The organism is Kutzneria chonburiensis (genome assembly GCF_028622115.1).
GTDB lineage: Bacteria > Actinomycetota > Actinomycetes > Mycobacteriales > Pseudonocardiaceae > Kutzneria > Kutzneria chonburiensis.
Window position 1 is genome coordinate 3322130 of the sequence record NZ_CP097263.1, and the last position, 25660, is coordinate 3347789.

Consider the following 25660-nt stretch of genomic DNA (forward strand, 5'->3'; position numbering starts at 1 on the left):
CTCAGTCGGCGAGGCGACGAAACCGACTGGCATGGAACACAAGCGGCGCGGTGTCGGCGTCAAAGGCCAAGCGGTGCACGGAAAGCAACGCCAGATGATGGTCGCCGGCGACGATCTCACGGTGCGGGGAGCATTCCAGCCAGGCACTCGCGCCGGCGAGCAACACGGCACCGTCATCCGTTGACCACCAAGGAAGCCCGGCAAAACGATCAGCCGTACGGGAAGCCAGCCGGCGGCACATGTCCTCGTGACCACTGGCCAGAACGCTGATACCGATACGAGGTACACACCGCAGCAACGGCCAACTGCCGGACGTGGTCGCTATGCAGACCGAAACCAGCGGCGGATCCAGCGACACAGAAGTGAAGGAGTTGGCGGCGAGGCCGATCGGCTCCCCGGCAACAAGACCGGCGACGGCGGTGACCCCGGTCGGGAAAGCGCCGAAGACCTGGCGGAGCGTCGTGGGATCGAGGTGCTGAGCCAACGTCACGGGACACGCTCCGGTGTCGCGAGAATGGACGAGAGGACAACGGCATCCGCGCAGTCGGCGTCGACGATGACCACGCGGCAGCCGGCACGGGCATAGGCGGCGAGTTCCCGAGCGACGATCATCGGGTCGCCGACCAGATAGTGCCCCAGCCGATGCGTACGAGCGTCGACACCGGCCAGCCAGCGGACGTCGGCGGCGGTCCGGGCCATGGTCCGCAGCATGCGGTCGGCCCGGTTGAGCGGCAACCGCTGGTAGGCGGCGAGCCAGGCCTCGTCCTCCGACCCGCGGACGACGAGGCCCAGCCGCACGACCGGCGCGGTCATCAGGCCCCGTCCGACACTTCCGCGACGAGCGTGGCAATGGTGTCCCACAACGACCGGGGCGTCCGGAACATGTCGACGATCTGGAAGTCGTCCGGAATGGTGATGCCGTAGTTCTGCTCGATCGCCACGAGCAGCCCGACGGTCCCGAACGACCCCAGCCCGGAGTCGGACAGCGGCACGTCCGCGGTGAATTTCCCTTGGAAGCCAACGGTATCCAGCGCGTTGCGCAGCAACGCCTCGAATTCGTCGTCCCACGGCCGCTCCCCCGCCGGCTCCGCGACGGCCACCGGCGCGGGCAGCCGATCACGGTCCACGGCACCATCCGCAGTCAACGGCCAGTCCTCAACGCGGATCAGCACGTCCGGGATCAACGTCCGAGCCAGCCGCCCAGCAGCCAGCGCCCGCCGCAGGGCGTCCTCATCAAACGCAGCACCCTCCACCACACGGACGTAGCCGATGAGCTTGTCGTTACGCAGCAACACAAAGCTGTCCGACACCGACGGCTGCGCGTCGAGCAGCTCCCGCGTCCGGTACAGCTCAACGGCCTCGATCGGCCCCAGCTTCTCCACCGTGCCGTCGTCCCGAAACCGGGCGAGCTCCCCTGTTCGCCCTTCGGGACCCCACAACTCCCCGACCACGCCCGTAGCCACCGGCCGCTGCACGTCGTCGAGCACCTGCTCGGGCCCCGACCGAAGCTCGGCCGCCGGCAGGCACGGCGCGTCGGCGGATCCGTCCGGGCCGAGGGACATCTCCTCCAACACCGTCCGGTACAGGCTGACCAGCCGGTCGGCGGCGGCCCGGCTCAGGCAGTGGTTGGTGGTGTTGAGCTTGAGCAGCCCGACGATGGTGAAGACGTGCAGCGCGAACTCGTTGTCGTTGTCGTTGAGGGTCCGGTCCTCCTCGATCAGCTCCCGGTCGACCTGGTGGAAGTCGAGGTAGTTGAAGAACACCTCGAGCAGCCGCCCGCCCGGGTCGGCCTCCTGCTGGATGACCTGCATCGGGAAGACCCGGTGCGGCCACATCCCGGTCAGCCCGTCGTACACGGCCCGCACCAGCTCGCCCCACGTCCGCACGCCGCCAGGCATCGGGAACGGCAGCGTGTTCAGGTACATGCCCAGCACCCGGTCCGCGCCGACGACCTCGGGCCGGGCGTCGCAGACGAGTCCGGTGAAGAACTCGCGCCGGCCGCTGATCATGCTCATGACCTTGAGGTGCGCGGCCAGCAGCACCGCCTTCATCGACGTGCGGGTCACGCTGGCCAGTCGGCGCAGGTCGGCGTCCAGGTCACGGAAGTCGACCATGTGCTGGTACCGGTCGCGCGGCGTCTCCGGGCCGTCCCGCCAGGCCGACGGCAGCACGGCATCCACCCGGCCTTCGACCACGCCACGCCAGTAGTCGCGGTCGCGTTCCGACTGCCGCGCCGCCGCCTCGGACGCGATGTAGTCGGCGTACCGGAAGGGCACCGGATCCGGTTCGACGGGCGTGCCGCCGCCACGAATCGCTTGGTAGCCGGTGAGAATCTCCATCAGCATGGTGTGGAAGCTCCAGCCCTCCAGGACCGGATGGCATTCCGTGATGGTGATCCACCAGTGCGGCGAGTCGTCCGAGGTGTGCGCGGCCACGCGGATCAGCGGCGCGACGGCCAGATCCATGGACCGGCCGCGTTCCTGCGCCGCGAACGCCGTCATCTCGGGCAGCCAGCCGTCCGGGCCGACCTGGTGGTGGTGCAGGCCGACGGCAATGGTCGCCTTGCGGTGCACCAGTTGCAGCGGCGTCGAGTAGCTGTTCAGGTCGAACGTCGTGCGCAGCACCTCGTGCCGATCCACCACGAGCTGCACAGCTTGTTGCAGCGCAACGGTATCCAGCCGCACTTCGTCGCGGATCAGGTAGGACGTGCTGTCCTGGTACGTGTTGACGTCCGGCCGGGCGCGCAGCTCGATCAGCATGCCGAGCTGCATCGCGGCCAGCGGATAGGCGTCCACGACGTCGTCCGGCAGCGCGGCCCGGTCCTCGGCGGTGATCTGCGCGAACGGCTCGACCAGCGCGAACTGCTCGGACGGGCCCTGCTGCGCCGCACAGGCCTGGGCCAGCTCCTCGATGGTCTGGTGCTCGAAGATGTCGGCGGCGGACACGTCCAGCCCGTCGGCCTTGAGCTTGCCGGCCAGGGCCACCGCCCGCAGCGAGTCGCCGCCGACGTCGAAGAAGTTGTCCCGGACGTCGACGTTGTCGGTCGCCAGCACCTCGCACCACGTCCGATGGATGCCGGCCAGCAGCTCCGCCGGCACGCTGACCTGCGGCGCGGCATCGGCAATCTCAGCCACCCGACGTTCCGGCAGCAAGCCGAGCAGCCGCCCGTGGATCTGGGCTAACGGCTCCCCCGCATCGGCGATCACGGCGTCGAACAGCGCCTCGAAGTAGGCCGCCCAGCCGCGGGCTGTCGTCTCGTCGATCACGGCGGCGGCGTACTCCAGCACCGCCGACAGCTCCGTGCCCGGGCCTTCGAGCACGTGCAGGGTGAGGTCGAACTTGGCCGCCGGCTCGGCGGACAGGCCGAGTTCCTCGGTGCGCAGGCCCTCGAACCGGAAGGCGCTCGGCTGGTCGGCCGCGTCCATGTCGAAACCGGCCTGGAACAGCGGATTCGTGCCGGTGCCGCGGGCCGGGTTGACCTCGTCGACGACCAAGACGAACGGGGCCGTCCGGTGGTCGAGGGCGTCAAGGAAGCATTCTCTGACCTGAGTCAGAAGATCCGCGAAGCTCTGGTCCTTCTCGTGCCACGACCGGACGACGACGGTGTTGACCAGGTAGCCGATGAGGTCGTCCAGCTCGGGGACGGTCCGCGCCGACACCGGCACGCCGACGGTCACGTCGTCGCTGCCGGAGATCTTGGCCAGCAGCGCGTGATACGCCGCCAACAGCACCATGTACGGCGAAGCGCGATGCTCGGCCGCCAACGCCAGCACGGCTTCCGCGGTCGCCGGCTTGATCGCCACGTCGACCACGCCGCCACGCCAGTCGGGCTTCGCCGTCCGCGCCCGGTCCAGAGGTAACGGTAACTCCGTTACGTCGGCCAGGGCATCCCGCCAGTAGTCCAGGTCCGGCCGCAGCGCCCCGCTCGCCTTGGCGGCGATCTCCCAGGCCGCGAAGTCGGCGTACTGAACGTCCACATCGGACAGTTCGCGCCCCGTGTACACCGCGCTCACCTCGGCGGCGATCTGTTGGTACGACACAGCATCGCAGGCGATGTGGTGGATCGTGACGACCACGAGATGCAGCTCGGGATCGACCCGCAGCACAGTAACCCGGACCGGGTGCTGCGCGGTGAGATCGAACGGCTTGGTCCGCTCCCAGTCGGCGATCTGCCGGGCCCGGTCCTCGCCGCCGGCAACGTCGATGATCCGCAGTTCGAACCGCCCGGCCGGGTCGACGGTCTGCACCGGCTCGCCGTCGTCGGCGTACCGGGTCCGCAGGATCTCGTGCCGGGCAACGACTTCCTCCCACGCCCGGCGCAGGCGTTCGACGTCGAGCGGCCCGGTCAGGCGCAGCACCCAGCTCATCAGGTAGGCCGGGCTCGCCGGGTCGATCTGGTGCAGCACCCACATCTGCCGCTGGCCGGCCGACAGCGGCAGCGGCCGGCTCCGGTCGGCCGCCGGGATCGTGCGGCGCGCAGCGGCGGCCTGCAACCGTTGCTGGACAAGGGCTTTCAGCTTGCCGTCGAGCGCCATCAGGCCTCCTCCCCGGTCTCGAGTTCCGCCTGCATGAGCCGCTCGATCTCGGCGGCCAAGCCGGCTGCCGTCGGCTGGTCGAAGAACGACCGCATCGAGACGTCCACGTCGAACGTCGTCTGCACCCGCCACAGCAGGCGGGCCACCAGCAGCGAGGTGCCGCCCTTGGCCAGCACGTCGTCGTCGAGCTCGATGTCCTCGCGCTTGAGCAGCTCGCGGATGAACTGCAACGCCGCCTCCTGGAGCGGACTTCGCTTCTCCGTCAGCACGGCACCCACCTCCAGGTCGGGATCCTCGGCGAAACGCTCGGCGAGCGCCCGCAGTTCGGTCGCCAGGCTGGTCGCCGTGGCCTTGTCGTAGAGCGCGGACGCGTATTCCAGGGCGCCGCCGTAGCGGCCGTCCGCCGTCGGCCACACGGTGAGCGACAGGTCGGTCCGGGCGACCGTCCAGGCCTCGCCGAGCAGCTCGCTGTCCCGCTCGTGGCGCTGCTGCCCGACCAGGTCGTCCCCGGCGAGCGTGAAATAGGCCTGGTACAACGGGGTTCGCGACAGGTCGCGGCCGGTCGACACCGCGTCCACCACGGCTTCGAACGGGGCCGCGTGCCGGGCAAAGCCTTCCCGGCAGGCGTGTTCCACCTCGGCCAGCGCCTCGGCGAACGTCAGGTCCGGCGTCAGGCCGGCGCGGATCACCACCACGTCGATGAACAGCCCGACCAGGTCGTGCAGCTCCGGACGGGTCCGGCCGGCATGCGGCGATCCGACGCCGAAATCCCAGCTGCCCGCCGCCCTCGCGAGCAGAATCGTCCACAGGGTAAGGAAAACTACGTACGGCGTCGCCCCGGCACTGCGCCCGATGGCCAGCAGTTCCGCCGCCGGCAGGTCGACGCCGACCGCGGCGCCGTCGATGCTGCGCCGGGCGTCCCGTGTCCGCATGGTCGGCAGTTCGAGCACCGGCAGGTCGGCCAGCGTCTCACGCCAGTAGGCGAGCTGCTCGGCCAGCAGCTCCTTGGTGACCTGATTCCGTTGCCAGGCCACGGCATCGACGTACCGCAGCGGCAACGCCGGCGGCTTTGCGCCGGCCAGAAAGGAACGCAGCTCCTGCTCCAGGATCCGCGCACTCCAGCCGTCACAGATGATGTGCTGACACACCAACAGAAGCAGCTGCTCATCGCCGCCGTCACGGACCAGCGTCGCCCGGAACAGCGGCGCCCAGCGCAGGTCGAAGCCGTAGGACAGCTCCCGGGTGACGATCTTGCCGACCTGGTCCGTCGTCGTGTCGACGCATCGCAGGGGCACCTCGACCCACGGTTCGACCACGGCCACCAGCCCGTCGGCGTCCATCGAGTACCGCGTCCGCAGCACCTCGTGCCGGGCCATGAGCTCGGCCAATGCCGTCTCCACAGCCTCCTCGGCGACGTCCGCCGGCAGCCACACCAGCATCGGCAGCAGGTATTCGGGGCTGCCGGGGTCCATCTGATCCAGCAGCCAGAAGCGCTCCTGAGCGTGCGACAGGGCCAGGCGGGCGCCGGCCGGCAGCACCTCGATCGGCTGCGCCTCGACCGCCTTGCTCAGCAGCCGCGCCTGGTCCCGAACGGTCGACGCATAGTGCAACTCACGGAAGTCGAGGGCCAGTCCGGATGCCTCGGTCAGTGCGGCGGCGAGCCGGGTCATCAGCAGCGAATGCCCGCCCAGCCGAAAGAAGTCGTCGTCAAGGCCGATCTGCTCCACGTCGAGCAGCTGCCGCCAGGCCGCCAGCACGATGCGTTCCTCGGCGGTCGTCGCGCCAGTGGTCGGCGTACCGGACGACCAGTCCGGTTCCGGCAGCCGCGCCCGGTCCGTCTTGCCGCTGGACGTGCGGGGCAACGCATCCACCGTGGTCACGATGGTCGGCACCAGCGCCGACGGCAGCCGTTCCCGCAGGTGGGCCGTTAGCCCGTCGGTCCGCGACGCCACCACCCAGGCCGCGAGCCGTTGCGCGCCATGCGGGTCGGTGACCGCCTTGACCGCGGCCTCGACGACCTCGGGATGCGACTCCAGGGCCGCCTCGACCTCGCCCGGCTCGACCCGGACGCCGTTGATCTTGACCTGGCCATCGGCCCGGCCGGCGAACTCCAGCGCGCCGTCGTCAAGGATCCGGACCATGTCCCCGGTTCGGTACCGCCGGGAACCGGGGGGACCGTCCGGATCGGGCCCGAAGCGCTCGGCCGTCTGCGCCGGATCGCGGTGATAGCCACGGCCGACGCCGGCGCCACCGGCATACAGCTCGTCGTCCACCACCTGGACACGGGTGTTGTCGATGGGCCGGCCGATCGGCACCGGACCGGTCTCCTGCGCCCGGTCGAACCACGCCGACAGGACGTCGATCGAGCACTCGGTGGGCCCGTACGTGTTGAGGATCCGCACGTCCACCCGCTCCAGCACGCGCTGGCACAGCTCGGCCTGCAACGCCTCGCCGGCCGAGCAGATCACCCGCAGACTCGCGCAGGAGGAAAGATCGGCCTCGACGGCCAGCAGCCGCAACATGGTCGGCACGACCTGCAACACGGTGATCTGGCGCTCCCGGATCGACCGCACGAGCTCGCCGGCGTCCCGCCCGGCCGCAGCCCGGCCGAAGGTCACCGCCGCGCCGCAGATCAGCGGCGCGAAGATCTCCCAGCCGGCCGCGTCGAAGGTCAGCGGCGTCTTCTGCAGCACCCGGTCGTCGGCGGTCAGCCCGAGCGTCCGCACGCCCCACTGCACCCGGTTGGCGATGCCTTCGTGCTCGACGACCACCCCCTTGGGGCTCCCCGTCGAGCCTGAGGTGAAGATCATGTACGCCGCTCGGCGGGCCGTCGTCAGCCGGTACGGCAGCGGCACGAAGTCGGTGGTGCCGACCAACTGCGTCACCGTGACACCGAAGCCCAGCCGATCGGCCGCCCGCTGATCGTCGACGATGATCAGCGCCGGGTCGGCCAGTGCGATCACGTCACGCAGGCGCGTGGCCGGGGCCATCGGGTCGAGCGGCACGTAGCAGGCTCCGGCCAGCCAGATGCCCAGCAGGCAGGCCACCATGTCCGGCCCCGGCGAGACCAGCACGCCGACCATCGACTCGACACCGACGCCGCGTTCGGTCAGCCCGTACGCGATGCGGCGCGCCGTCCGCACCAGCTCGCGGTAGCTGAGGTCGCCCCGGTCGGACCGCACGGCGGTCGCGTCCGGGCACTCCCCGGCCCGCTCAAGGACGAGCTCCGGCAGCAGCGGCGTCATGGCCGGGCGCTCAGCGGTCGCATGTCGGTCCACACCTCGGCGATGTGGGCCAGGCACTCGTCCTTGCCGCCGGTGTACCCGACGGCGCGCCAGCCGGCCGGCGGCTGCCGGTCGGCCGGCCACAGCGAGTACTGCTCCTCGTGGTTGACGACCACCTGGTGGTTCACCGCTTCTCCCCACTGCTCTCGACCAAGGCCCGGGTGTCGACTTTTCCGTTGGCCGTCAACGGGAATCCGTCGACCAGCACGATCTCGGCCGGCACCATGTGCGCGGGCAGCTCGGCGGCCAGGTCGGCCCGCAGCCGCTCCGGCGCCGACACACTGCCCCGCACGAACGCCGTCAGCCGCGGCGGCCGGCGCGGTTGCTCGACCGCGATCACCACCGCGTCCTCGACCTCGGGCCGCCGCCGCAACGTCTCCTGGATCTCGCCCAGCTCCACCCGATAGCCGCGGATCTTCACCTGCCCGTCGCCGCGCCCGAGGAACTCCAGGTCCCCGGTCGGCTGCCAGCGCGCCCGGTCGCCGGTCCGGTACAGGCGCGCGCCGGGCGGCCCGTACGGATCCGGCACGAACCTGGTCGCGGTCAGGGCCGGATCGCCCAGGTAGCCACGGGACACGCCGAGGCCGCCGATGTGCACCTCGCCCGGCACGCCGACCGGGGCCGGCTCCAGGTCCTCGGTCAGCACGTACATGCTGGTGTTGGGAATGGCCTGGCCCAACGGGATCAGGCCGTCGCCGCGATCATCGGTGATCACCTGGCCGGAGTTGCCGACGGTGATCTCGGTCGGCCCGTACTCGGTGGCCACCGGCGTGCCGGCCAGCTCGGTCCAGCGCCGGGCCAGCTCGGTCGGGAACGCGTCACCGGCGGCGATCACCAGGCCGGCCACGCCGCGGGCCTCGTCGGCACCGAGATCGAGGGTGAGCAGGTTGAGGTGGCCCGGGGTCATCTTGAGGAAGCTGTACGGTGCGCCGGCGACGAGCAGCGCGCCGAGATCGGCCGTGTCGAGTGGATCCGGCAGCAGGTCGACGGTCTGGCCGACCAGCAGCGGCGTCAGCAGGCTCGGGATGCCGAGATCGAAGGTGATCGACGTGAAGAACGCCGACCCGCCGGTGCCGCGCGCCGCGTACTCGTCGACCGTCCACAGTAGATAGTTGACGAGATTGCCGTGTTCGACCATCACGCCCTTGGGCGTGCCGGTCGAGCCGGACGTGTAGATCACGTACGCGAGTTGTCGCGCCCCAACGGAAACATCGATCGGCCCGTCAGCCATCGGCTGTTCTTCGTCCAGGAGCAGCAGTTTCGCGCTGCCCACCACGCCGAGGTGCTCGCTTCTCGTCACCACCAGCGCCGCGTCGGCCGCCTCGATCATGCGGTGCAATCGTTGCGGGGGAAGCTCCGGATCCAGCGGCAGGTAGGCCCCGCCGGCCTTCCAGATGCCCAGGATCACCGGCAGCAGGTCGGCCGACCGCCGCAGGCACACCCCGACCGGCGACTCCGTGGTCACGCCCAATCCGTTGAGCCGCCAAGCAAACTGGTTCGAGCGGTGATCCAGCTCCCGATAGCTGATCGACTCACCGTCCACCCGCACGGCAATGGCGTCCGGCGTCCGCGCCACCTGCGCCTGGAACAGGTCGATCACCGTCTCCGGCCCGCGCTCGGCACTCGGCCCCACGCTCCAGCGGCTGAGCACGGATTCCCGTTCAGCAGCGGGCAAGTAGTCACCATCAGCCAGCGCCGCCCGGTACAGCTCGGCCAGCCTGGCCGCGCCAAACCCATGCAGCGTAAGCACTCCGTTGCGCGCGGCAACACAGAGCGCGTATCGCTCGTCGATCGACCCGGTGGTGAACAAGGCCTGCTCTCCGGCCGAATCATCGGTCACCACACTCAGCACCCGGTGGTGGGCCGCCAGCACGTCCTGCGACTCGTCGTAGGGCACCTCGACGGTCTCGACCTCGGCCGACCGCCACGCCGTCGGCAGCCGGAAATTCGTCACGCTCACGCTTCGCCTCCCACCAGCTGCCCGATCACCGCGCCGGCCTCGGCGAGCACATAGTGGCCCGCGTCCAGCAGCCGCAGCTCGAACCCGGCCGTCGTCTCGGCTTCCCAGGCGGACATGGCTTCTTGGCTGACGAACTCGTCGCGCCGACCGCCGATCACCGTGATCGGCACGTCCAGCGCCGGCCCCGGCGAGTACGCCAGCCGTTCGATCACTCGGTAGTCGGCACGCAGGATCCGCTCGAACATGTCCATCAGCTCGGGATCGGCCAGCACTTCTTCGGCCATGCCGCCGTACTTGACCACTCGCCGCAGCAGTTCGCCTCGCGGCAGCAGGTGCAATGGGTCGTCGATCTGGCGCACCGTGGGGCCTTCGGCCGACGACAGCACGACCCGCTCCGGCAGGGCCGCGCCGCGATCACGCAGCCGCCGCACGAACTCGTACGCCAGCACACTGCCCGAGCAGTGCCCCACCACGAAGAACGGCACGTCCAGCAACGGCGCGACAATGGGCTCCAACTGGTCGAGCAGTTCCCGGCCGTCCTCGACCAGCGGCTCACGCAGCCGGTTCTCCCGCCCCGGCGGCCGCACCGCGCACAGTTCGACGTCTTCGGGCAGGTGGTCGAGCCACGAGTTGAAGGCCGCCGCGCCCGCGCCGACGTGCGGGAAGCAGATCAGGCGCAGCCTCGGCGACGCCGCCCGGCGCGGCCGGGCTATCCACCGGTTGTTCATGCTGCCAACGCCTTTCTCATGGCCCGCGCCACCATCGGGTCGCCGATGACGGCGTGCGGGGATTCGAGTCCGTAGTCGACGCGGAGGATCTCCAGCTCCTTCGCGCCGGCGCGCAGTGCCTGCTCGGTCGGGCCATCCGCGTCCATGACGTCGTCGAACAGCAACGTCGGGACGTTCAGCTCGTGGTATCGGTAGCTGCGCGCCGCCGTCTCCAGCTGAGCCCAAACCCGTTGTCGCGCCGGCAGATCCGCCGGCCGCACGGTGTCGTCATACCAACCGGCGGCGCGCATCTCGGCGTGGATCTGCTCGACGCTCTCACCACCGCCAAGCCCGAACCGTGCCGCGATCGCCGCGATCCGCTCGTGCAGCAACCGATCCGTATCGGCCACCGGACCGCCGGCCGGCTTCACCAACGCCAGCAACGCCACGTCCTTCAATCGACACGCCATCTCGTACGCCACCACCGCGCCCTGGCCGAAACCCGCCAGCCGATACGGCCCCGCTGCCTGTTCCCGCCGCACGGCCGTCACGAACTGCTCTGCCATGTTCCCGGCCAGCAAACGAAAAGCTCTTACCGGCCGCTCACTCCCCCAGCCCGCGATCGCCGCCCGTTCGGCCTCGACATGACTGTCCGAGTGCACGACATACAACGCATCGCCCACCCCGTCAGCGACGGCCTCGATCCGCGGCTCCACGGCTCCGGCCGGCGAATCCGCAAGCAGCGCCGGCACTTCGACCACCGAGGACGCACCCACCGTCAGGCTCTCGGCAAGCCGAGCCGGGCTCGGATTCCTCAACGCGACGGAACTCCGCAGCGGCAGCCCGTAACCTCGGGCCGCCACCACCACGTCGATCATCGCCAGCGAATCGCCGCCCAGGTCGAAGAAATCGTCGTAGGGCGAGACCTCGCGACCGAAGTAGCCGCTCCAGATCTCGCAGATCAGGTGTTGCACCGCGTGGCAGGACAGCCGTACGGAGTCCAGTTCGGTCATCCCGCAACCCTTTCCTCGGCGCTGTCCTCCCCGAATCCTGCTGTGGCACGGGGTTTCCAGCCAGGCATCCGCACCGGCAAGTGGTCGGGACCAAGTTGCCGGTCCACTGCCTGGAGACCGTGCGGGCGGGCCAGCGACAGTCAACGCATTTCCCGGCGAGAATGGAGACCTGCGTTGACGACTGCGCTCACCGATCGTCCCGGTGAAACCTTCGGCCTGGCGCTCAGCGACCACGAGCGTTCGGCCTTGCACACCTTGGCCGAGCGACTCACCCACACCCCGCCGGCCCTGGTCGACGACGCCGGCTGGGTCGACCTCGCCCGTACCGCCAGCTGCCAGCTCCCGTCTCGGCTCAGCGAGGCCATCCGCGCCTTCCGCCACGATCCCGGCATCGACGGGACCTTGACGATCAGCAATCTCCCCATCGCCGCCGACCGCCTGCCGCCGACACCCACCGTCAAGGACTCCGTCGAGCGCGCCGCCACCATCGCCGCCGCCACCGCCATGCTGTTGGGCCAGCAGCTCGGCGAGGTCATCGCCTACCGTGACGAGAAGCACGGCGCGTTGGTGCAGAACGTCATCCCCGTGCGGTCTTTGGCCACCACCCAGAGCAACGGCGGCTCCGTGCCGCTCGAGCTCCACACCGAGAACGCCTTCCACCCCCACCGCCCCGACTACGTCGGCCTCCTGTGCCTTCGCCCCGCCCACCAGGACCGCGTCGGCACCCAGGTCGCCGCCATCCGCCGCGCTCTGCCCCTGCTCGACGACGCCGACGTCACCACCCTCCGCGAGCCTCGCTTCTCCACCGCCGCCCCGCCCTCTTTCCGTTCCGCCGACACCTCTTCCCCCAGCGCCGTCCTCCTCGGCGACCCCGAGGACCCCGACATCTGCGTCGACTTCTCCGCCACCACCGCCCTCGACGACAAGGCCGCCCAGGCCCTCTCCCGCCTCCGTGACGCCCTCGTCGAGGTCCGCACCGACCTCGTGCTCCGCCCCAGCGACATGGTCTTCGTCGACAACCGACTCGTCGTCCACGGCCGCGTCGCCTTCACCCCCCGTTACGACGGCCACGACCGTTGGCTGCACCGCGTCTTCGTCCACCTCGACCCCCGCCGCAGCCGCCCGTCCCGCCCCGACAACGGCCCCGTGCTGACCTGACCCCAATGCAGGGAAGGACGCCTTACCTGCATTGGATGCAGGTAAGGCGTCCTTCCCTGCGTGACCGGGGTCACGCGTGGGCGATGCGCGAGCGGAGGTCGCCGAGGTGGTGGAGGTTGCGGAGCACGGTGTCCTGCTCGACGCCGAAGTCGATGAGGCAGGCGATCTCGTCGACGCCGATGGACCGCAAGCGGCGGACCACCTCGACGCCGTCGTCGACGGTGCCGAAGAGGCCGGCGTCGTTGAAGTAGCGGTCGAAGGACAGCCGGACCATGAACTCCTTGTCCCGGGCGGGCAGACGGCTGAGGTCGAAGTCGCCGGGGGCGGCGCCGACGGTGTCACGGGCGATGAGGTCGATGGAGCTGCGCAGGTAGTTGCTGAAAGGCTCGCGAACGGTGTCGCGGACCTGGTCGCGGTCGGTGCCGATCATGGTGTGGAGCATGACGGCGACGTGTCCGCGGGCGTCGGGGCCGCGGGTGGCGGCGAGCTCGGAACGGTAGAGGGCGATGTTGGACGCCAAGGCGTCGTGGCTCTGGCCGAGCTGGTGGGTGAGCATGCCGGCGCCCATCCGCCCGGCGGTGCGGAAGGTGTCGGGCGAGCCGGCGGCGGTGATCCAGATAGGCAGCTCGGGCTGGACGGGCGGCGGATAGAGGCGCACGGCGGTGTGCCCGCCCTCGGCGTCGGGGAACTTGACCTCGTCGCCACGCCACAACTGCCGAACGGTCTCGACCGAATCGAACATGATCTGCTTGCGGTCGGCATGGTTCTCGGGCCGCACCACGAAGTCGACCTTGTGCCAACCGGAGGCGAAGGACACGCCGACGCGCCCGTTGGACAGGTTGTCGACGACGGACCACTCCTCGGCGATACGGGCCGGATGGTGCAACGGCGCGACGACGCTGCCGGCCCGGATGCCGACGCGCTCGGTCACGGCGGCCAACGCGGCGCCGATCACGGCGGCGTTGGGGTACTGCCCGCCGAAGGAGTGGAAATGCCGCTCGGGCGTCCACACCGCCGAGAAGCCGTTGGCGTCGGCGAAACGGGCGCTGGCCAGCAGCAGGTCGTAACAGCCTGCCGTGGCGGCGGTGTCGGCGAAGAAGAACAGACTGAGATCCATGGTCATCCTTTGGAGTTCGGGCGTCGGCCCTTCAGGTAAGCCTTGGCGACGTGCTGGCGCTGGATGTCGGTGGTGCCCTCCATGAACTCGAAGGAGCAGACGTCACGGGTCCACTTCTCCAGCAGCGGATGCGCCACGATCGCCTCGGGGGTAGCGATCGCACCGCCCAACGGCTGACCTCGTGCCCCAACGCGGCGGCGGCCGACTTGGCCACGCTCGACGGCCCGGCGGCATTGCGGTCCCGGTCGACCGAGGCGGCGGCGGTGTACACGAGCTGCCGGCACGCCTCCAGGCGAGCGGCAAGATCGTCGGCACCGGGGACGAGGGGCCGCTCGGCCCGTACGAGATCGACCAGCGCCAGACCGGTGCCGACGGCCAAGGCGGCGACGTGGGCCCGCATCGTGTTGAACACGCGAACAGCGCCCCACAACCCGCGACGGGTAGCGGGCAGGTGCCCGCCGAGCAGCATCTCCGTCGGTACCGGGACGTCCTGCATACGCATCTCGCCCAGGCACGCGCCGCGCAGCCCGACCATGTCCAGCGGCGTCGTCACGAACCCGGGCGCGCCGGCCTCGACAATGGCCGCACGGATGGACAGCGGACCGCTGCCGGTACGGGCGAACACGACACCGATCGCGCCGCGTGATCCGTTGCCGATGTACTTCTTGGTGCCGGTCAGCCGGTACAGGTCGGGACTTTCCTGCCGCAGCGCGGTTTCCAGCCCGGCGGCGTCGTTGCCCCGGTCCGGCTCGGTCATGCCGAAGAACGACCAGGTGGCGCCGTCGGCCAACGCGCCGTAGAAGTGCTCCTGCTGCGCGGCGTTGCCCAACTGGTCGACGAGCACGCCGGCCAGACTCGACCCCGGCGCGGCGAGCACCATGCCGGGATCGCCGTACGCGAACTCCAGCGACCACACGATGCCTTGCAGGCAGGTTCCCGGCGAGAATTCGTGCCGGCCGATGCGCGGCGGGCCGTCGGTCAACCGCAGCGGGATCATGAACTCGCGGATCAGCCTGAACGCCGCCACATCGAGATGGGGCTTCATGTCGTACGGGTCGGCGTCCACCGCGAGGGCGTGTTCTCGCAGCTCAGCGGCCATATCGGCGCTGGCCCCGCGCAGCGCGCGGAACTTGTCGTCGAGCTCGAACACCGGTCACCACCCGCCTTCCGCGTCGCGGGCGATCCAGACGTCCGCGACCAGCGTGGACACGTACAGGCTGCGCACCGGGTGGTCGGCGATGTAGCCCTCGGCCCCGAAGAACTTGGTGACCGTCCAGCCGGCCTCGGTCAGCCACTCGTGCCGGGCCGCGGCCGGGGCGTCGTCGGCCAGTGACGACGCCAGTTCGGCACCGGTGATCACGTCGGCCAGGGCGCCGATGACCAGCTGCTGCTCGATCAGCGGCACGCCGGCGAAACTGCGACCGGACAACCGCATCACGGCCAGTTCCAGCATCTGTCGCAGCACAGCCAGCCGGACCTCGGCCAATGCGGCGGCCCGCCGGCCGGTGAGCCCGGGGCCGTCGGCGCCGGGAATCCGTACCAGCGCCAAACCCTCCCGCGCGGCCAGGTTGTTGGGTACGACCTCAGCGTCGTCGGGCACCTCGGAGACCGGCACCACGGCGACGCCCCGAGGGGCGAAAGCCGCGATGTCCAACCCGGCAAGCACATCGGCCAGACCGGGAGCCAATACGGTCATAACAGCGCCCCCGGTCTCACTCCGGCCTGGAACAGGCGGCCGGCATGCGGGTCGTAGTCGGCGACGACCACTGGCGAATCGGTCGGCCAGTGCTCGGCGGCCGCCGCCCACGCGCTCGTGCACAGCTGCCGCGATGGTCCGGCGACGATCCCGTGCCGCGTCAGGAACTCGTCACCGAGCCTGACGGCGAGCATGTGACCGGCCACCACGCGAGCGCAGGGATTCTGTTGCAGCACAAGGGTTACAGCATCGACCACGTCGACAACCGGCTGCTCGGACACGAAGTCCAACACGACTCCGTCGTCGATGCCCGTGCACAACAACACCGCGCTGTCACGGACGTCGTTGTCATCCGTGTCCGGATCCCGATACGGAATCGTCGACTGGTCGAACACGAACACCGCCCCATCCCTCAGCTCGCCCGCCACCTGCATCGACCGCAGGATCCGCAATGCCGTGAACGGCGCCCCGACGCCCTGACCGGCAACCGAGAACACGGTCGGGCTGCCGTCGCAGTGCTCGGTCAGAAAACACCCGGCGACCTCGACCACCTTGAGATCGGGCAGGTGGTAGGCCAGCACCGCGGCGTCCAGCGGCGGCAGATCCAAGCCCGCCACCAGTTCGGTGCTCATCTGGATGAACGAGTTGCCGCCGCCCCGCGCGTGCCGGTCCCAGTCGGGACGCACGCCGAACTCGGCCAGATAGTCCGTCATGAACCGCGATTCCACAGTGGACGGAACATGCGCGCGGTCGGCGAAGGCCCGGACGGCCGGGCGGCGCAGCCACATCGGTCAGCCCACCGGCTCCTGGGCGGCGGCGAGGCAGCTCGCCACGTACCCGGTCAGCGTGCCGAAGGTGTCGAACGCCTCCGCGGTCAGCTCGTCCGGGTCGATCAGCAGGCCGACCGAGTCCTCGAGGGACATCAGCAGGTCGATGACGCTGGTCGAGTCCAGGCCGAGGTCGCCGAACAACCGGGTGTCGTCGGTCAGCTCGGGCAGGTCCTTCTCCAGCACGTCGACCAGCGCCTGCTTGACCACGGCGCGCGTGTCGTCGTCGATGTCCGGCATGGTTCAGACTCCTTCGTGAGTGCTCAGGTCGGGATGGGTGGACTGCTTGGCCAGCACGTCGTCCACGGTGTCGCGGCGGCGGACCAGGTAGGTCCGGCCGTGCCGCACCACGACCTCGGCCGGGTGGCCGTGGCTGAGGAAGTACACCGGCGACGCCGACGGCCCGTACGCACCGGAGCGCCGCACGCCGAGCAGATCGCCGGCTTCCAGCGACGGCAGCCGAGCGCCCTTGGCGACGGTGTCGTTGGGCGTGCACAGCGGCCCGGTGACGTTCCAGCTTTCGGTGGACTCGGCCGACCGGGACAGCAGCTCGATCGGGAAGTTGCGCTTGACGAACGAGCCGATGCCGACCGCCGCCATGTGGTGGTGGGTCCCGCCGTCGGTGACGGCGAACTTCTCCCCCATCGACTCCTTCACGTAGCGCACGCGCATCAGGTACGTGCCGGCGTCGGCCGTGAGATACCGCCCCGACTCCATGATCATCCGTGTGTCGGGGTGGGCCGCGGTGAACCGCTCGATCAGCGGGTTGAGCTCCTTGGTCAGCGCCGCGAGGTCCAGGTCCTGCTCACCGTCGAAGTAGGCGACGCCGAGGCCGCCGCCGATGTCCACGGCGTCCAGCCGGATCCCGGTGGCGGCCGCGATCCGCTCGGCCAGGTCCAGGATGTACGCGGTGTTCTTGACGACCACGTCCGCGTCCAGGATCCGCGTGCCCAGATACGCCTGCACACCGGCCACATCGGCATGCGCGAACTCGCCCAGCGACGGCCCGGCGGCCAGCACGGTCGCCTCGTCGATACCGAACTGGCGGGGCTTGCCGCCCATCGTCAGCCGCGAGCCCTTCACGGAGAACGCCGGGTTGACCCGCAGCAGCACCCGCTGCCGCACGCCCCGCCGCCCCGCTGCCTCGTCGATCTGCGCCAGCTCCGGCAAGGATTCGCAGACCAGCGCATAGATACCGGCCTCGATGCACGCCTCGATCTCCGCCGGACTCTTGCCCGGCCCGAGGAAGACGATGTCGCCGGGATCGGTGCCGGCGGCCAACACCGTGCGCAGCTCGGCCAGCGAAGACACCTCGGCCCGGGCACCGGCGGCCCGCAGCACGTCGTAGACGCCACGGTTGGGGTTGGACTTCAGCGAGAAGAAGACCTCCAGCGCCGGATGCAGCGCCGCTCGCAGCTCCCTGAGGTGCTGGTTCAGGTGGTCGCCGTCGTACACGTAGGTCGGGGTGCCGTGCTCCGCGGCTATCTGGTTCCAGTTCACGGCGTCTCCACCATCCCTCGCAGGGCCGACTCCGCGTCGGCGCTGATCGTCCGGACCTCGTCCACGCTGTCGCCGACGCAGATCGCGTACACCCGCCCGTACGCACCGGCCCCGGCCAGCACGGCGGCGTTCAGCGTGGAGAAGTTGTTCACCAGCACGCCCCGCCCGCCCTCGAACAGCAGCGATCCCAGCGCGGCGCGGACCTCGTCGAAGCTGTGCGCCCGCGCCGGCTTCAGGTCGAACGTCCCGGCCAGGGCGAAACGACCCTCGCCGACCAGCCGTTCGGCCACCCGGTTCTGGTAGGTCGCCATGTTGAACCGGGCGTTGATCTCCAGACAGGGGTAGAGCGTGCCGTCGACGCCGAGCATGGCGTCCACTCCTACGACGCCGTAATACCCATCAGCCGATAAGGTCTTACCGAGCACCGAGGCAGCCGCCTCCAGCTCGCCGACCTGGGCGGCGCTGAGCGCCGGCGGGAACAGGTGGCCGCGGTGCACGCCGTTCTCGGTGAAGGCGGTCTTGACGGTTTCGAAGCGGATTTCGCCGCCGCGGCCGAGGATGAACTGGTAGTTCAGGTCGGCGACCTTGTCGATCCAGCTCTCCACGACCAGCGAGACGGTGTCCGAGCCGCGGCGCTGGAGCAGCCGCAGCAGCTGCGAGGCACGCTTGGGGCTGTCCAGCACGACCATGCCGCGGCCGGAAACGCCGAGCGATTCCTTGACCACGACCCGGGTGCCTTCGCCGGCGTGGGTGTCGAGGGCCGCGGCGAGCTCGTCGAGCGTGCGGCACTCGGCCCCGGGCACGGCCGTCAGACCGGCGGCGTTGACCAGCTCGCGGCTGTAGATCTTGCCGTTGACCTGCTTGCACACGCCGGCGCTCGGCGCGGCCAGCGGCAGGCCGGTAACCGCGGCCAGCCTTTCCTCGTCGGCCGAGACGCCCAACGGCATCAGGTACGTGCGGCCGTCGGCCATCGAGGCGAGTTCGGCCAGCAGCCGTGGCGAGGCCAGGACGTCGCCGGTGATGGACCGCTGGGGCTCGTTGTTGTCCACGACCAGCTGCCGGCCGGCGGCGACGCCCAGGCCGCGCAGGTAGTCCGCGTGGCCGGGATCGAGCGGGCCCTTGAGGACAACGGCGTCGTGGTCGTCGGCCAGCAGGACGCCGACCTCCTCCATACGATTCACCATGGCGGCGGAGAACGACAGGCCGGCGCCGGGCAGACCGGGCTCGTCCTGGCCCCAGGCGCGCTCGACCTCGAAGTTGTTGAGGTAGACGAATCTCGCGGTCGGATCGCCGACCAGCGCCGTCTTCAGTCTCGCGGTGAAGCTGTCAGCCATGGTCTTCCCCTGTTCGCACGACGGCGGCGGCGAACGTGCCGCCCTGGCCGGCCGATGCCAGCAACACCGTGTCGCCCGGTGTGGTCGCCCCCTCGGCGCGCGCGGTCGCCAGGTTGACGAACGGATCGGCCGAGAAGCAGTGCCCCATCCGCGGGATGTTCTCCAGGTAGATCCGGGTCAGCGGCAGGCCGAGCAGCCGGGCGGTTTCGCTCCACGAGAACCGGTTCACGTTGTGCGGCAACACCAGTGACACGTCGTCGAGCGTGATCCCGGCGTCCTGCACGGCATCCCGCATGACCGCGGCGAGTGCCGGGACGTAGCTCTCGTGGTAGCGGCCCTGCTGCTCCGGCGTCATGTCGCCGGCCGCGTGGAACTGGCCGAGCGTGCGCTGCGCCAGGCCCAACACCGTGTCGCCGGGGCCGTCCAACGACACCAGGGCGGCCGCGGCGGCGTCGCCGAGGATGGTGGTGTTCGGAATGTGTTGCATCACCGACGACACCACCTTCTCGCCGATGAGGATCAGTGCGGTGCTGCCGGGCGGTTCGTCGCGGAGCAGCGCCTCGACTGTCTTCAGCGCGTACAGGCCGGTGACGCAGCTCTGATGGGCCATGGTGAACGCCCGCGCGTCGTCGAGACCGAGCTTCTCCCGCACGGTGTCCATGTGGCGCAGGTACGGCGGCACGATGTGCTGCACGGTGTGCGCGTGGACGACGTAGCGGACCAGCGAGCGGTCCGTGCCGCCGAGCGCCTCCTCGCCGGCAGCGAGCAGGATGTCCACCACCGACAGCGGGCCGACGGTGGTGATCCGGTCCAGGCCGAAGAACCGGGTGAACAGCCGGACTTCCTTGGCCGACAGGTCGAGCGGGTCACGCAGGTCCGGCACCGTGAAGCTGTCCTCGGGCACGAACGGCACGATCTTACGCAGGCGCAGCACAACGGCCCCGTTCCCGGCGACGCACCACTCCAGCACCGCCATCGCGCTGTGCATCTTGTTCTCGGCCTGGTCGAAGGCGATGCTGCGCGGCCCGTCGAGCACCTCGGCCACGACCTCCTCGCCGCGGTGGGCCGGCAGGTCGTGCATGAACACGGCGTCCGGGAAGCGGTCCATCAACTCGGTCGTCACCTGGAACGGCGCGAACACGGTGCGCCAGTGGGGATCCGGCTTGGTGGTGCCGGTCGTCTGCCACCGGGTCGTGTAGACGACGTCGAACATCGACAGGTCATCGAGATCGTGCTGTTCGTGCACGATGGCACCGCTGGAGGCCGCCAACTTCGCCGCGCGCTCACGGATGTCTTGCGTGAGGCCATATCCCGGCGGCGTACGCAGTTCCAGGTGCGTGCCGCGGTAGCGGGTGAGGCCGAGCGCAAGCGCCGCGGCGGTGTTGTTGCCCTCGCCCACGTAGAGGATGCGCAGGCCCTCGATCTCGCCGAAGCGCCCGGCCAGCGTGGTCAGGTCGGCCAGTGCCTGGGTCGGGTGCTCGTCGGCGCTCATGGCGTTGACCACGGCCATTCGGTCCTGGTCGGCCCAAGCCCGCATTTCCTCGGGGTCGTCGGCCGTGCGGGCGACCAAGGCGTCGAGCATGCGGGAGAACACGCGGCCGGTGTCCTCGCTGCTCTCCCCCGTGTTCAACTGAAGGTCGTCGGGGCCGAAGGCGATCACGTTCGCACCGAGCCTGAGCGCGGCCGCCGAGAAGGCGGTCCGGGTGCGGGTCGAGGTCTTGCGGAAGTAGATGCCCACGACCTTGCCGGCCAGCGGGCTGTCCGGCCGTGACCGGGACGGTTCCGCGCCGCGCGCGACGATGTCGTGCAGCTCGTCGTCGGACAGGTCGTCCAGCGAGATCAGATGCCGTGCTACCACCGCGCCACCTCCGCGAAGAAGTCCGGTACCGCCTGGGCGCAGCCGGTCGCCACGCCGGTCGTGAAGATCTCCAGCCCGACCGCGATGTCCAGCACACCGAGCCCGAACGGCGAGAAGATGCGCGGCTTGTCCCGGCCGAGCGTGATCTCGCCGAGCAGCAGCTCGGCCAGCGTGCCGTCGATGAAGTCCCGGTGTCCGAGCTGCTGCTCGGCCAGGTGCGGCGACGTGTCGGCGTTCAGGCAGTGATCGACGTCGTCGAGTACGTTGTGAGCGGCGGCAATGATGTCCGGGCCGATATCGCGCAGCGACACGTTGAGCACCGTTTGGCCGGGCGCAAACGCTTCCGGGTCAACGATGTACGGCTCGCCGGCGGTCGTGGCGAGCACCACGATGTCGGCCCGGTCAACCGCATCGGCCAAATTCGTACCAACAGAACTGCTGTAGCCCAACGACTCCGTGTACCGGGCGGCCTTGCCGGCGTAGTCGGCCACGGCGTCGTGGATCACGACTTCGGAGATCTCCCAGTCCAATGCACGCAGGAACTCCAGGATGTTGCGCGAGATCACGCCCGCGCCGACGACAGCGACCTTCCGCGCCACCCGAGAGCCGTGCAGCGCCTCCGCCCCGAGCACGGCCGATGCCGCCGTCCGCGCGGCGCTGATCTGCGCCGCTTCGAGGCAGGCGAACGGGTAGCCGGTCTCGAAGTCGTTGAGCAGCAACACGGCCGAGGCCCGCGGGATGTTGCGGGAGACGTTGTCCGGGAAGCTGCCGATCCACTTGATACCGGCAACGCCGGGTTCGCCGCGCACCAGCGCCGGCAGGGCGATGATCCGGGCGTTCGGCTTCTCCGGGAACCGCAGGAAGTAGCTGCGCGGGTTGATCGTCTCGCCGCGGTGGTGGGCGAGGTAGGTGTCCCGGACGCGGGCGTACAGCTCCGGCCGCGACTTCTCGATGACGGCACGGATGTCCTTGCCGCCCAACACATGGAACGAGAACACGGCCGGCTCAGCTCCTCACGGTCGACAGCTCGGCGGGGGCGTCGTGCAGGCAGTCCGGGCCGAACCGGCCGGCCACCCAGGCGTCGTCGTAGATCGTGCGCGCGTACCGGTCCCCGAAGTCGGGCGAGACGCCCACCACGCACGAGCCGGCCGGCAGTTCGGGCGCACGGCGCCGGATCGCCGACACCACCGAGCCGGTCGAGCCGCCGGCGAACAGCCCGTGCTCACGGGCCAGCCAGCGACAGGTCCTGATGGTGTCCACTTCGGACACCTGGATCAGCTCGTCGACCAGCTCCGGCCGGAACAACTCCGGCCGCCGGCTGGCGCCGATGCCGGGGATGTACCGCGGGCCGGCCGGCGTGCCGAAGCTCACCGAGCCTTCCGCGTCCACGGCGATGATCCGGGTCGACGGCGATACCCGGCGGAAGTGCCGGACGCAGCCCATCAGCGTGCCGGCGGTGCCGGTGCCGACGAACAGGTAGTCCACCCGGGGCAGCTCGGCGGTGATCGACGCGGCGGTGTGCCGCTCGTGGGCCATCCAGTTGCGCGGATTCACGTACTGGTTGAGCCACACCAGAAGCGGGTCCGAAGCGACACGGCGCTCGATGTAGGAGATGCGGCTGCCGAGGTAGCCGCCGCTGGCGTCGCGCTCGTCCACCTCGACGACCTCGGCCCCCAGCGCCCGCATGACCTCCACGCTCTGCGGCGAGGTGTTCGGGTCGGTGACGCACAGGAAGTGGTAGCCCTTGCTGGCCGACACCATGGCCAGCGCGATGCCCAGGCTGCCCGACGACGACTCGATCAGGCTGCCGCCGGGCCGCAGCACACCCCGTCGCTCGGCGTCGGAGACCATGCTCACGGCGACCTTCAGCTTGATCGAGCCCGCCGGGTTCAGGCCCTCCATCTTCAGGTAGACCTCGACACCGGCCGGCTCGCGCAGCCGCAGGAAGACATCGTCCGGGACCATCTCGTAGGCGTGTTCATATATCACCGCTACCCGCCTCAGATCAGTGAATGTCGCCGTGCCGCCGACGATCAACGTCCCGCCAGCGTAGGAGCGCGGCCGGGCCGGCGACAGGCAAGCAGCGGGCAGCAAAGTTGCCGGACGCCGTTCCTGGCCCCGGCCCCCGTGCCCCTGCGCTACTGGCTCCATGCAACCTCCGGCCATCCGAAAGACTGGACGTGAACTCACGCTCGCCCAGCAGGCGCTGTGGTTTCTCCAGGAGCTCGCGCCGGACAGCAGCGCCTACAACGTGTCCGGCGCGGTGAACCTGCATTTCGAGGTCGACGTCGAGCTGATGGCGACGGCGGTGCGGCGGACGATCGCCGCGCATGCCGTGCTGGACTGCGTGTTCCGGCCGGTCGCCGGCGAGGTCCGCCGCCTGCCCAGCCGTACCCCGTTCTCGTTGGACGTGCACGAGCTGGCGCTCAAGGACGACAAGCTCGAGGAGTTCGCGCTGGGCCTGGTGCGGCGGCCGTTCCGGCTGGCCCGGGACCGGCCGATCCGCATCGCCTTGCTGCGGCGGGAGAACGGCCCCGACATCCTGCTGCTGGCCGCGCACCACATCGTCATGGACATGGCCTCCCAGCTGCTGACGTTCCGCGAGATCCTGTCCACGTACTCGGCACTGCGCGCCGGCACCGAACCCACTCCCACGGCCGCCGCGGAGTTCGACGAGTTCGTCGACCGGCAGCGGACGTATCTGGAGTCGTCGAAGGCCGACGCGGCGCGGAAGTACTGGCAGGGTCAGCTGACCGACGTCCCGGACAACGAGATCCCCACCGACCTGCCGCGGCCCGACGTGTACCAGTTCGCCGGCTCCGCGGTCGAGTTCGGGTTGTCGGGCAAGCTCATGGCTGATGTCGAGCTGGCGGCATCAGCCCGGAACACCACGACGTTCGCGTTCCTGTTCTCGGTGTTCCAGCTGCTCCTGCACGTCTACAGTAGACAGACGGATCTGCTCATCGGCTACCCCGCGACGCTGCGGGCCGGCAGCCGGTTCCGCGAGTCGATCGGCTACTTCGTCAACACGCTGCCGTTGCGCGCGCGCATCGACCCGGACGCCTCGTTCGACACGTTGCTGGGCAACACCATCGACCAGTTGTGGCGCGGGCTGATGCACCGGCAGTTCCCGTTCGCCCTGATGCCGCGGCTGGTCGACGCCAAGCGTGAGCCCGATCGCGCCGGCCTGATCGAGGTGATGTTCGTGCTGACGGCCGAGGATCCGGCCGACCCGCTCGCCGCCTCGCTGGCCCCGGGCGCCCGGGTCGAGCACGCCGGGCTCGAGCTGTCCGAGTACTACCTGCCCCAGCAGCAGGGCCAGTTCGACCTGACGCTCCAGGTGCAGCACAGCGGCGGCCTCGCGCGCGCCGAACTCAAGTACAACACCTCGCTGTTCACCGAGCAGACGGCCCGCAGCCTGGCCGACGACTTCGTCGACCTGCTCGACGCCGCGGCCGCCGGCGCCCTGCCGGCCCGGCTGCGGGAGATCACCGACGGCGGTTACACCCCGGTTGAGGCGGAGGAAAGATGAGACAGGACACGGAAATCGACCCGGCCCGACTCGCGCAGGTGCGCGACGTGGTGGCCGAGGTCTTCTCCGCCGAACCGGCCGCGGTCGCGGCGGCGGGCTCGTTCGAGGACGACCTCGACACGAACTCGCTGCTCGCCGTGGACCTGTGCGTCCGCCTCGAGGCGGATTTCGGCATCAGCATCAGCAACGACGAACTGCCGCAGCTCATGACCGACCTGCGCACCGTGTACGAGTTCGTCGCCGACAAGGCGAAGTGGTGATGGGGACGATGATCGAGACGACCACCCTGGCGGATCCGATCGAGCGGCTGGCCGACGGCGGCTGGCTGCGGCCGACCGGCGGGCCGGGACTGCTCAGCTTCACGCCGAAGTTCGAGACCGTGATGGCCGGCCTGCAGGCCGCGCTGACCGCGGCCGATCCGACGGGATCGGCCGGCCCGACCTGGCACCCGCCGGTGGTGCCGCTGGCCAATATCGAACGGGCCCAGTACACCGAGGCGTTCCCGCACCTGCTGGGCTCCGTGCACGCGCTCTCCTCCCAGGACCAGGACGCCGACCGGACGCCCACCGATGTCGTTCTCGCGCCGGCGGTCTGCTACTCCGTCTATCCGGAGGTGGCCAACAGTGTCGTCGAGGGGCCGCTGTACTTCGACGCCGCCGGCTACTGCTACCGCCACGAGGCGACCGCCGAGCTCGGCCGGTTCCGGTCCTTCCGCATGCGGGAGTTCGTCATCGTCGGTGACGCGTCGGCGGCCTGGCAGTGGCGCGACGCCTGGATCGCCCGCTGCGAGGCGCTGTTCAGCCGGCTCGGGCTGACGCCGGTCGTGACGCCGGCCAGCGACCCGTTCTTCGGTCCCGGCGGCCGGTTCATGAAGTCCAGCCAGATCGAGCAGAACCTGAAGTTCGAGTTCGTGGTGGCGCTGCACGACGACGACCCCGGCACGGCCATCGCCTCGGCCAACTGCCACAAGGAGCATCTGGGCGAGCGGTTCGCCATCGACCACGCGGACGGCGGCCCGGCGCACAGCTCCTGCATGGCGTTCGGCCTGGAGCGGACGGCGTTGGCGCTGATCCACGCGCACGGCGACGACCTGGCCGACTGGCCGACACTGGTCTGAGCACGAGAACGGGCCGGCGGTC

General features: G+C 70.0%; 22 protein-coding genes. 4 read left to right on the forward strand and 18 right to left on the reverse strand.

Annotated features, from left to right (window positions below; translation table 11 throughout):
- Position 1: 1 nt before the first annotated feature.
- The 8 genes from M3Q35_RS14895 to M3Q35_RS14930 are packed head-to-tail and all read right to left on the reverse strand — an operon-like array spanning position 2 to position 11499.
- Positions 2-490, reverse strand: coding sequence for a flavin reductase family protein (locus tag M3Q35_RS14895; RefSeq protein WP_379793872.1), 489 nt, complete (start codon positions 488-490; stop codon positions 2-4).
- Positions 487-813 (reverse strand): hypothetical protein, encoded by a 327-nt coding sequence (locus tag M3Q35_RS14900; protein ID WP_273942348.1) that lies wholly within the window; start codon positions 811-813, stop codon positions 487-489. Before M3Q35_RS14900 ends, M3Q35_RS14895 begins: the two co-directional genes overlap by 4 nt.
- Positions 813-4535, reverse strand: a complete 3723-nt coding sequence (locus M3Q35_RS14905; RefSeq protein WP_273942349.1) for a condensation domain-containing protein — start codon at positions 4533-4535, stop codon at positions 813-815. The genes M3Q35_RS14900 and M3Q35_RS14905 overlap by 1 nt, the downstream gene beginning before the upstream one ends.
- Positions 4535-7780 carry an amino acid adenylation domain-containing protein gene (locus M3Q35_RS14910; protein ID WP_273942350.1) on the reverse strand — a complete coding sequence of 1082 codons (3246 nt, stop codon included), beginning with the start codon at positions 7778-7780 and terminating at the stop codon, positions 4535-4537. The genes M3Q35_RS14905 and M3Q35_RS14910 overlap by 1 nt, the downstream gene beginning before the upstream one ends.
- A complete protein-coding gene (locus M3Q35_RS14915; RefSeq protein WP_273942351.1) occupies positions 7777-7947 on the reverse strand; it encodes an MbtH family protein in 171 nt (56 codons plus the stop codon). The genes M3Q35_RS14910 and M3Q35_RS14915 overlap by 4 nt, the downstream gene beginning before the upstream one ends.
- Entirely contained in the window at positions 7944-9779 is a 1836-nt protein-coding gene (locus M3Q35_RS14920) for an amino acid adenylation domain-containing protein (protein ID WP_273942353.1), read from the reverse strand. Before M3Q35_RS14920 ends, M3Q35_RS14915 begins: the two co-directional genes overlap by 4 nt.
- Positions 9776-10507 (reverse strand): thioesterase II family protein, encoded by a 732-nt coding sequence (locus tag M3Q35_RS14925; RefSeq protein ID WP_273942354.1) that lies wholly within the window; start codon positions 10505-10507, stop codon positions 9776-9778. Before M3Q35_RS14925 ends, M3Q35_RS14920 begins: the two co-directional genes overlap by 4 nt.
- On the reverse strand, positions 10504-11499 hold the full coding sequence (locus M3Q35_RS14930; protein ID WP_273942355.1) for a phosphopantetheine-binding protein: 996 nt from the start codon (positions 11497-11499) through the stop codon (positions 10504-10506). Before M3Q35_RS14930 ends, M3Q35_RS14925 begins: the two co-directional genes overlap by 4 nt.
- A gap of 174 nt (positions 11500-11673) precedes the next feature.
- Here M3Q35_RS14930 and M3Q35_RS14935 point away from each other — a divergent pair, with 174 nt between their 5' ends.
- Entirely contained in the window at positions 11674-12657 is a 984-nt protein-coding gene (locus M3Q35_RS14935) for a TauD/TfdA family dioxygenase (protein WP_273942356.1), read from the forward strand.
- A gap of 70 nt (positions 12658-12727) precedes the next feature.
- Here M3Q35_RS14935 and M3Q35_RS14940 read toward each other — a convergent pair whose 3' ends face one another.
- The 10 genes from M3Q35_RS14940 to sbnA are packed head-to-tail and all read right to left on the reverse strand — an operon-like array spanning position 12728 to position 22978.
- Positions 12728-13774 (reverse strand): MupA/Atu3671 family FMN-dependent luciferase-like monooxygenase, encoded by a 1047-nt coding sequence (locus M3Q35_RS14940; protein WP_273942357.1) that lies wholly within the window; start codon positions 13772-13774, stop codon positions 12728-12730.
- Positions 13775-13805: 31 nt separating this feature from the next.
- Complete coding sequence (locus M3Q35_RS14945) at positions 13806-14924, reverse strand: acyl-CoA dehydrogenase family protein (RefSeq protein WP_273942358.1); 1119 nt, start codon at positions 14922-14924, stop codon at positions 13806-13808.
- Between the two features lie 3 nt (positions 14925-14927).
- Positions 14928-15470 (reverse strand): acyl-CoA dehydrogenase family protein, encoded by a 543-nt coding sequence (locus M3Q35_RS14950; protein WP_273942359.1) that lies wholly within the window; start codon positions 15468-15470, stop codon positions 14928-14930.
- On the reverse strand, positions 15467-16258 hold the full coding sequence (locus M3Q35_RS14955) for a hypothetical protein (RefSeq protein ID WP_273942361.1): 792 nt from the start codon (positions 16256-16258) through the stop codon (positions 15467-15469). Before M3Q35_RS14955 ends, M3Q35_RS14950 begins: the two co-directional genes overlap by 4 nt.
- Positions 16259-16261: 3 nt before the next feature.
- Positions 16262-16537 carry an acyl carrier protein gene (locus M3Q35_RS14960; protein ID WP_273942362.1) on the reverse strand — a complete coding sequence of 92 codons (276 nt, stop codon included), beginning with the start codon at positions 16535-16537 and terminating at the stop codon, positions 16262-16264.
- 3 nt (positions 16538-16540) lie between these two features.
- Positions 16541-17797 (reverse strand): type III PLP-dependent enzyme, encoded by a 1257-nt coding sequence (locus tag M3Q35_RS14965; protein WP_273942363.1) that lies wholly within the window; start codon positions 17795-17797, stop codon positions 16541-16543.
- A complete protein-coding gene (locus M3Q35_RS14970; RefSeq protein WP_273942364.1) occupies positions 17794-19131 on the reverse strand; it encodes a preATP grasp domain-containing protein in 1338 nt (445 codons plus the stop codon). Before M3Q35_RS14970 ends, M3Q35_RS14965 begins: the two co-directional genes overlap by 4 nt.
- Complete coding sequence (locus M3Q35_RS48495) at positions 19124-20989, reverse strand: 3-oxoacyl-[acyl-carrier-protein] synthase III C-terminal domain-containing protein (protein WP_337960584.1); 1866 nt, start codon at positions 20987-20989, stop codon at positions 19124-19126. The genes M3Q35_RS14970 and M3Q35_RS48495 overlap by 8 nt, the downstream gene beginning before the upstream one ends.
- A complete protein-coding gene (gene sbnB, locus M3Q35_RS14985) occupies positions 20983-21987 on the reverse strand; it encodes a 2,3-diaminopropionate biosynthesis protein SbnB (protein WP_273942365.1) in 1005 nt (334 codons plus the stop codon). Before sbnB ends, M3Q35_RS48495 begins: the two co-directional genes overlap by 7 nt.
- Before the next feature lie 7 nt (positions 21988-21994).
- A complete protein-coding gene (sbnA, locus tag M3Q35_RS14990) occupies positions 21995-22978 on the reverse strand; it encodes a 2,3-diaminopropionate biosynthesis protein SbnA (RefSeq protein WP_273942366.1) in 984 nt (327 codons plus the stop codon).
- 160 nt (positions 22979-23138) lie between these two features.
- Between sbnA and M3Q35_RS14995 the strand changes: the two genes are divergently transcribed.
- Genes M3Q35_RS14995 through M3Q35_RS15005 form a run of 3 tightly spaced genes read left to right on the forward strand, consistent with a single transcriptional unit; the run spans position 23139 to position 25638 of the window.
- Entirely contained in the window at positions 23139-24521 is a 1383-nt protein-coding gene (locus tag M3Q35_RS14995; protein WP_273942367.1) for a condensation domain-containing protein, read from the forward strand.
- Entirely contained in the window at positions 24518-24781 is a 264-nt protein-coding gene (locus M3Q35_RS15000) for an acyl carrier protein (protein WP_273942368.1), read from the forward strand. Before M3Q35_RS14995 ends, M3Q35_RS15000 begins: the two co-directional genes overlap by 4 nt.
- A gap of 8 nt (positions 24782-24789) precedes the next feature.
- A complete protein-coding gene (locus M3Q35_RS15005) occupies positions 24790-25638 on the forward strand; it encodes an aminoacyl--tRNA ligase-related protein (protein ID WP_273942369.1) in 849 nt (282 codons plus the stop codon).
- Positions 25639-25660: the final 22 nt, after the last annotated feature.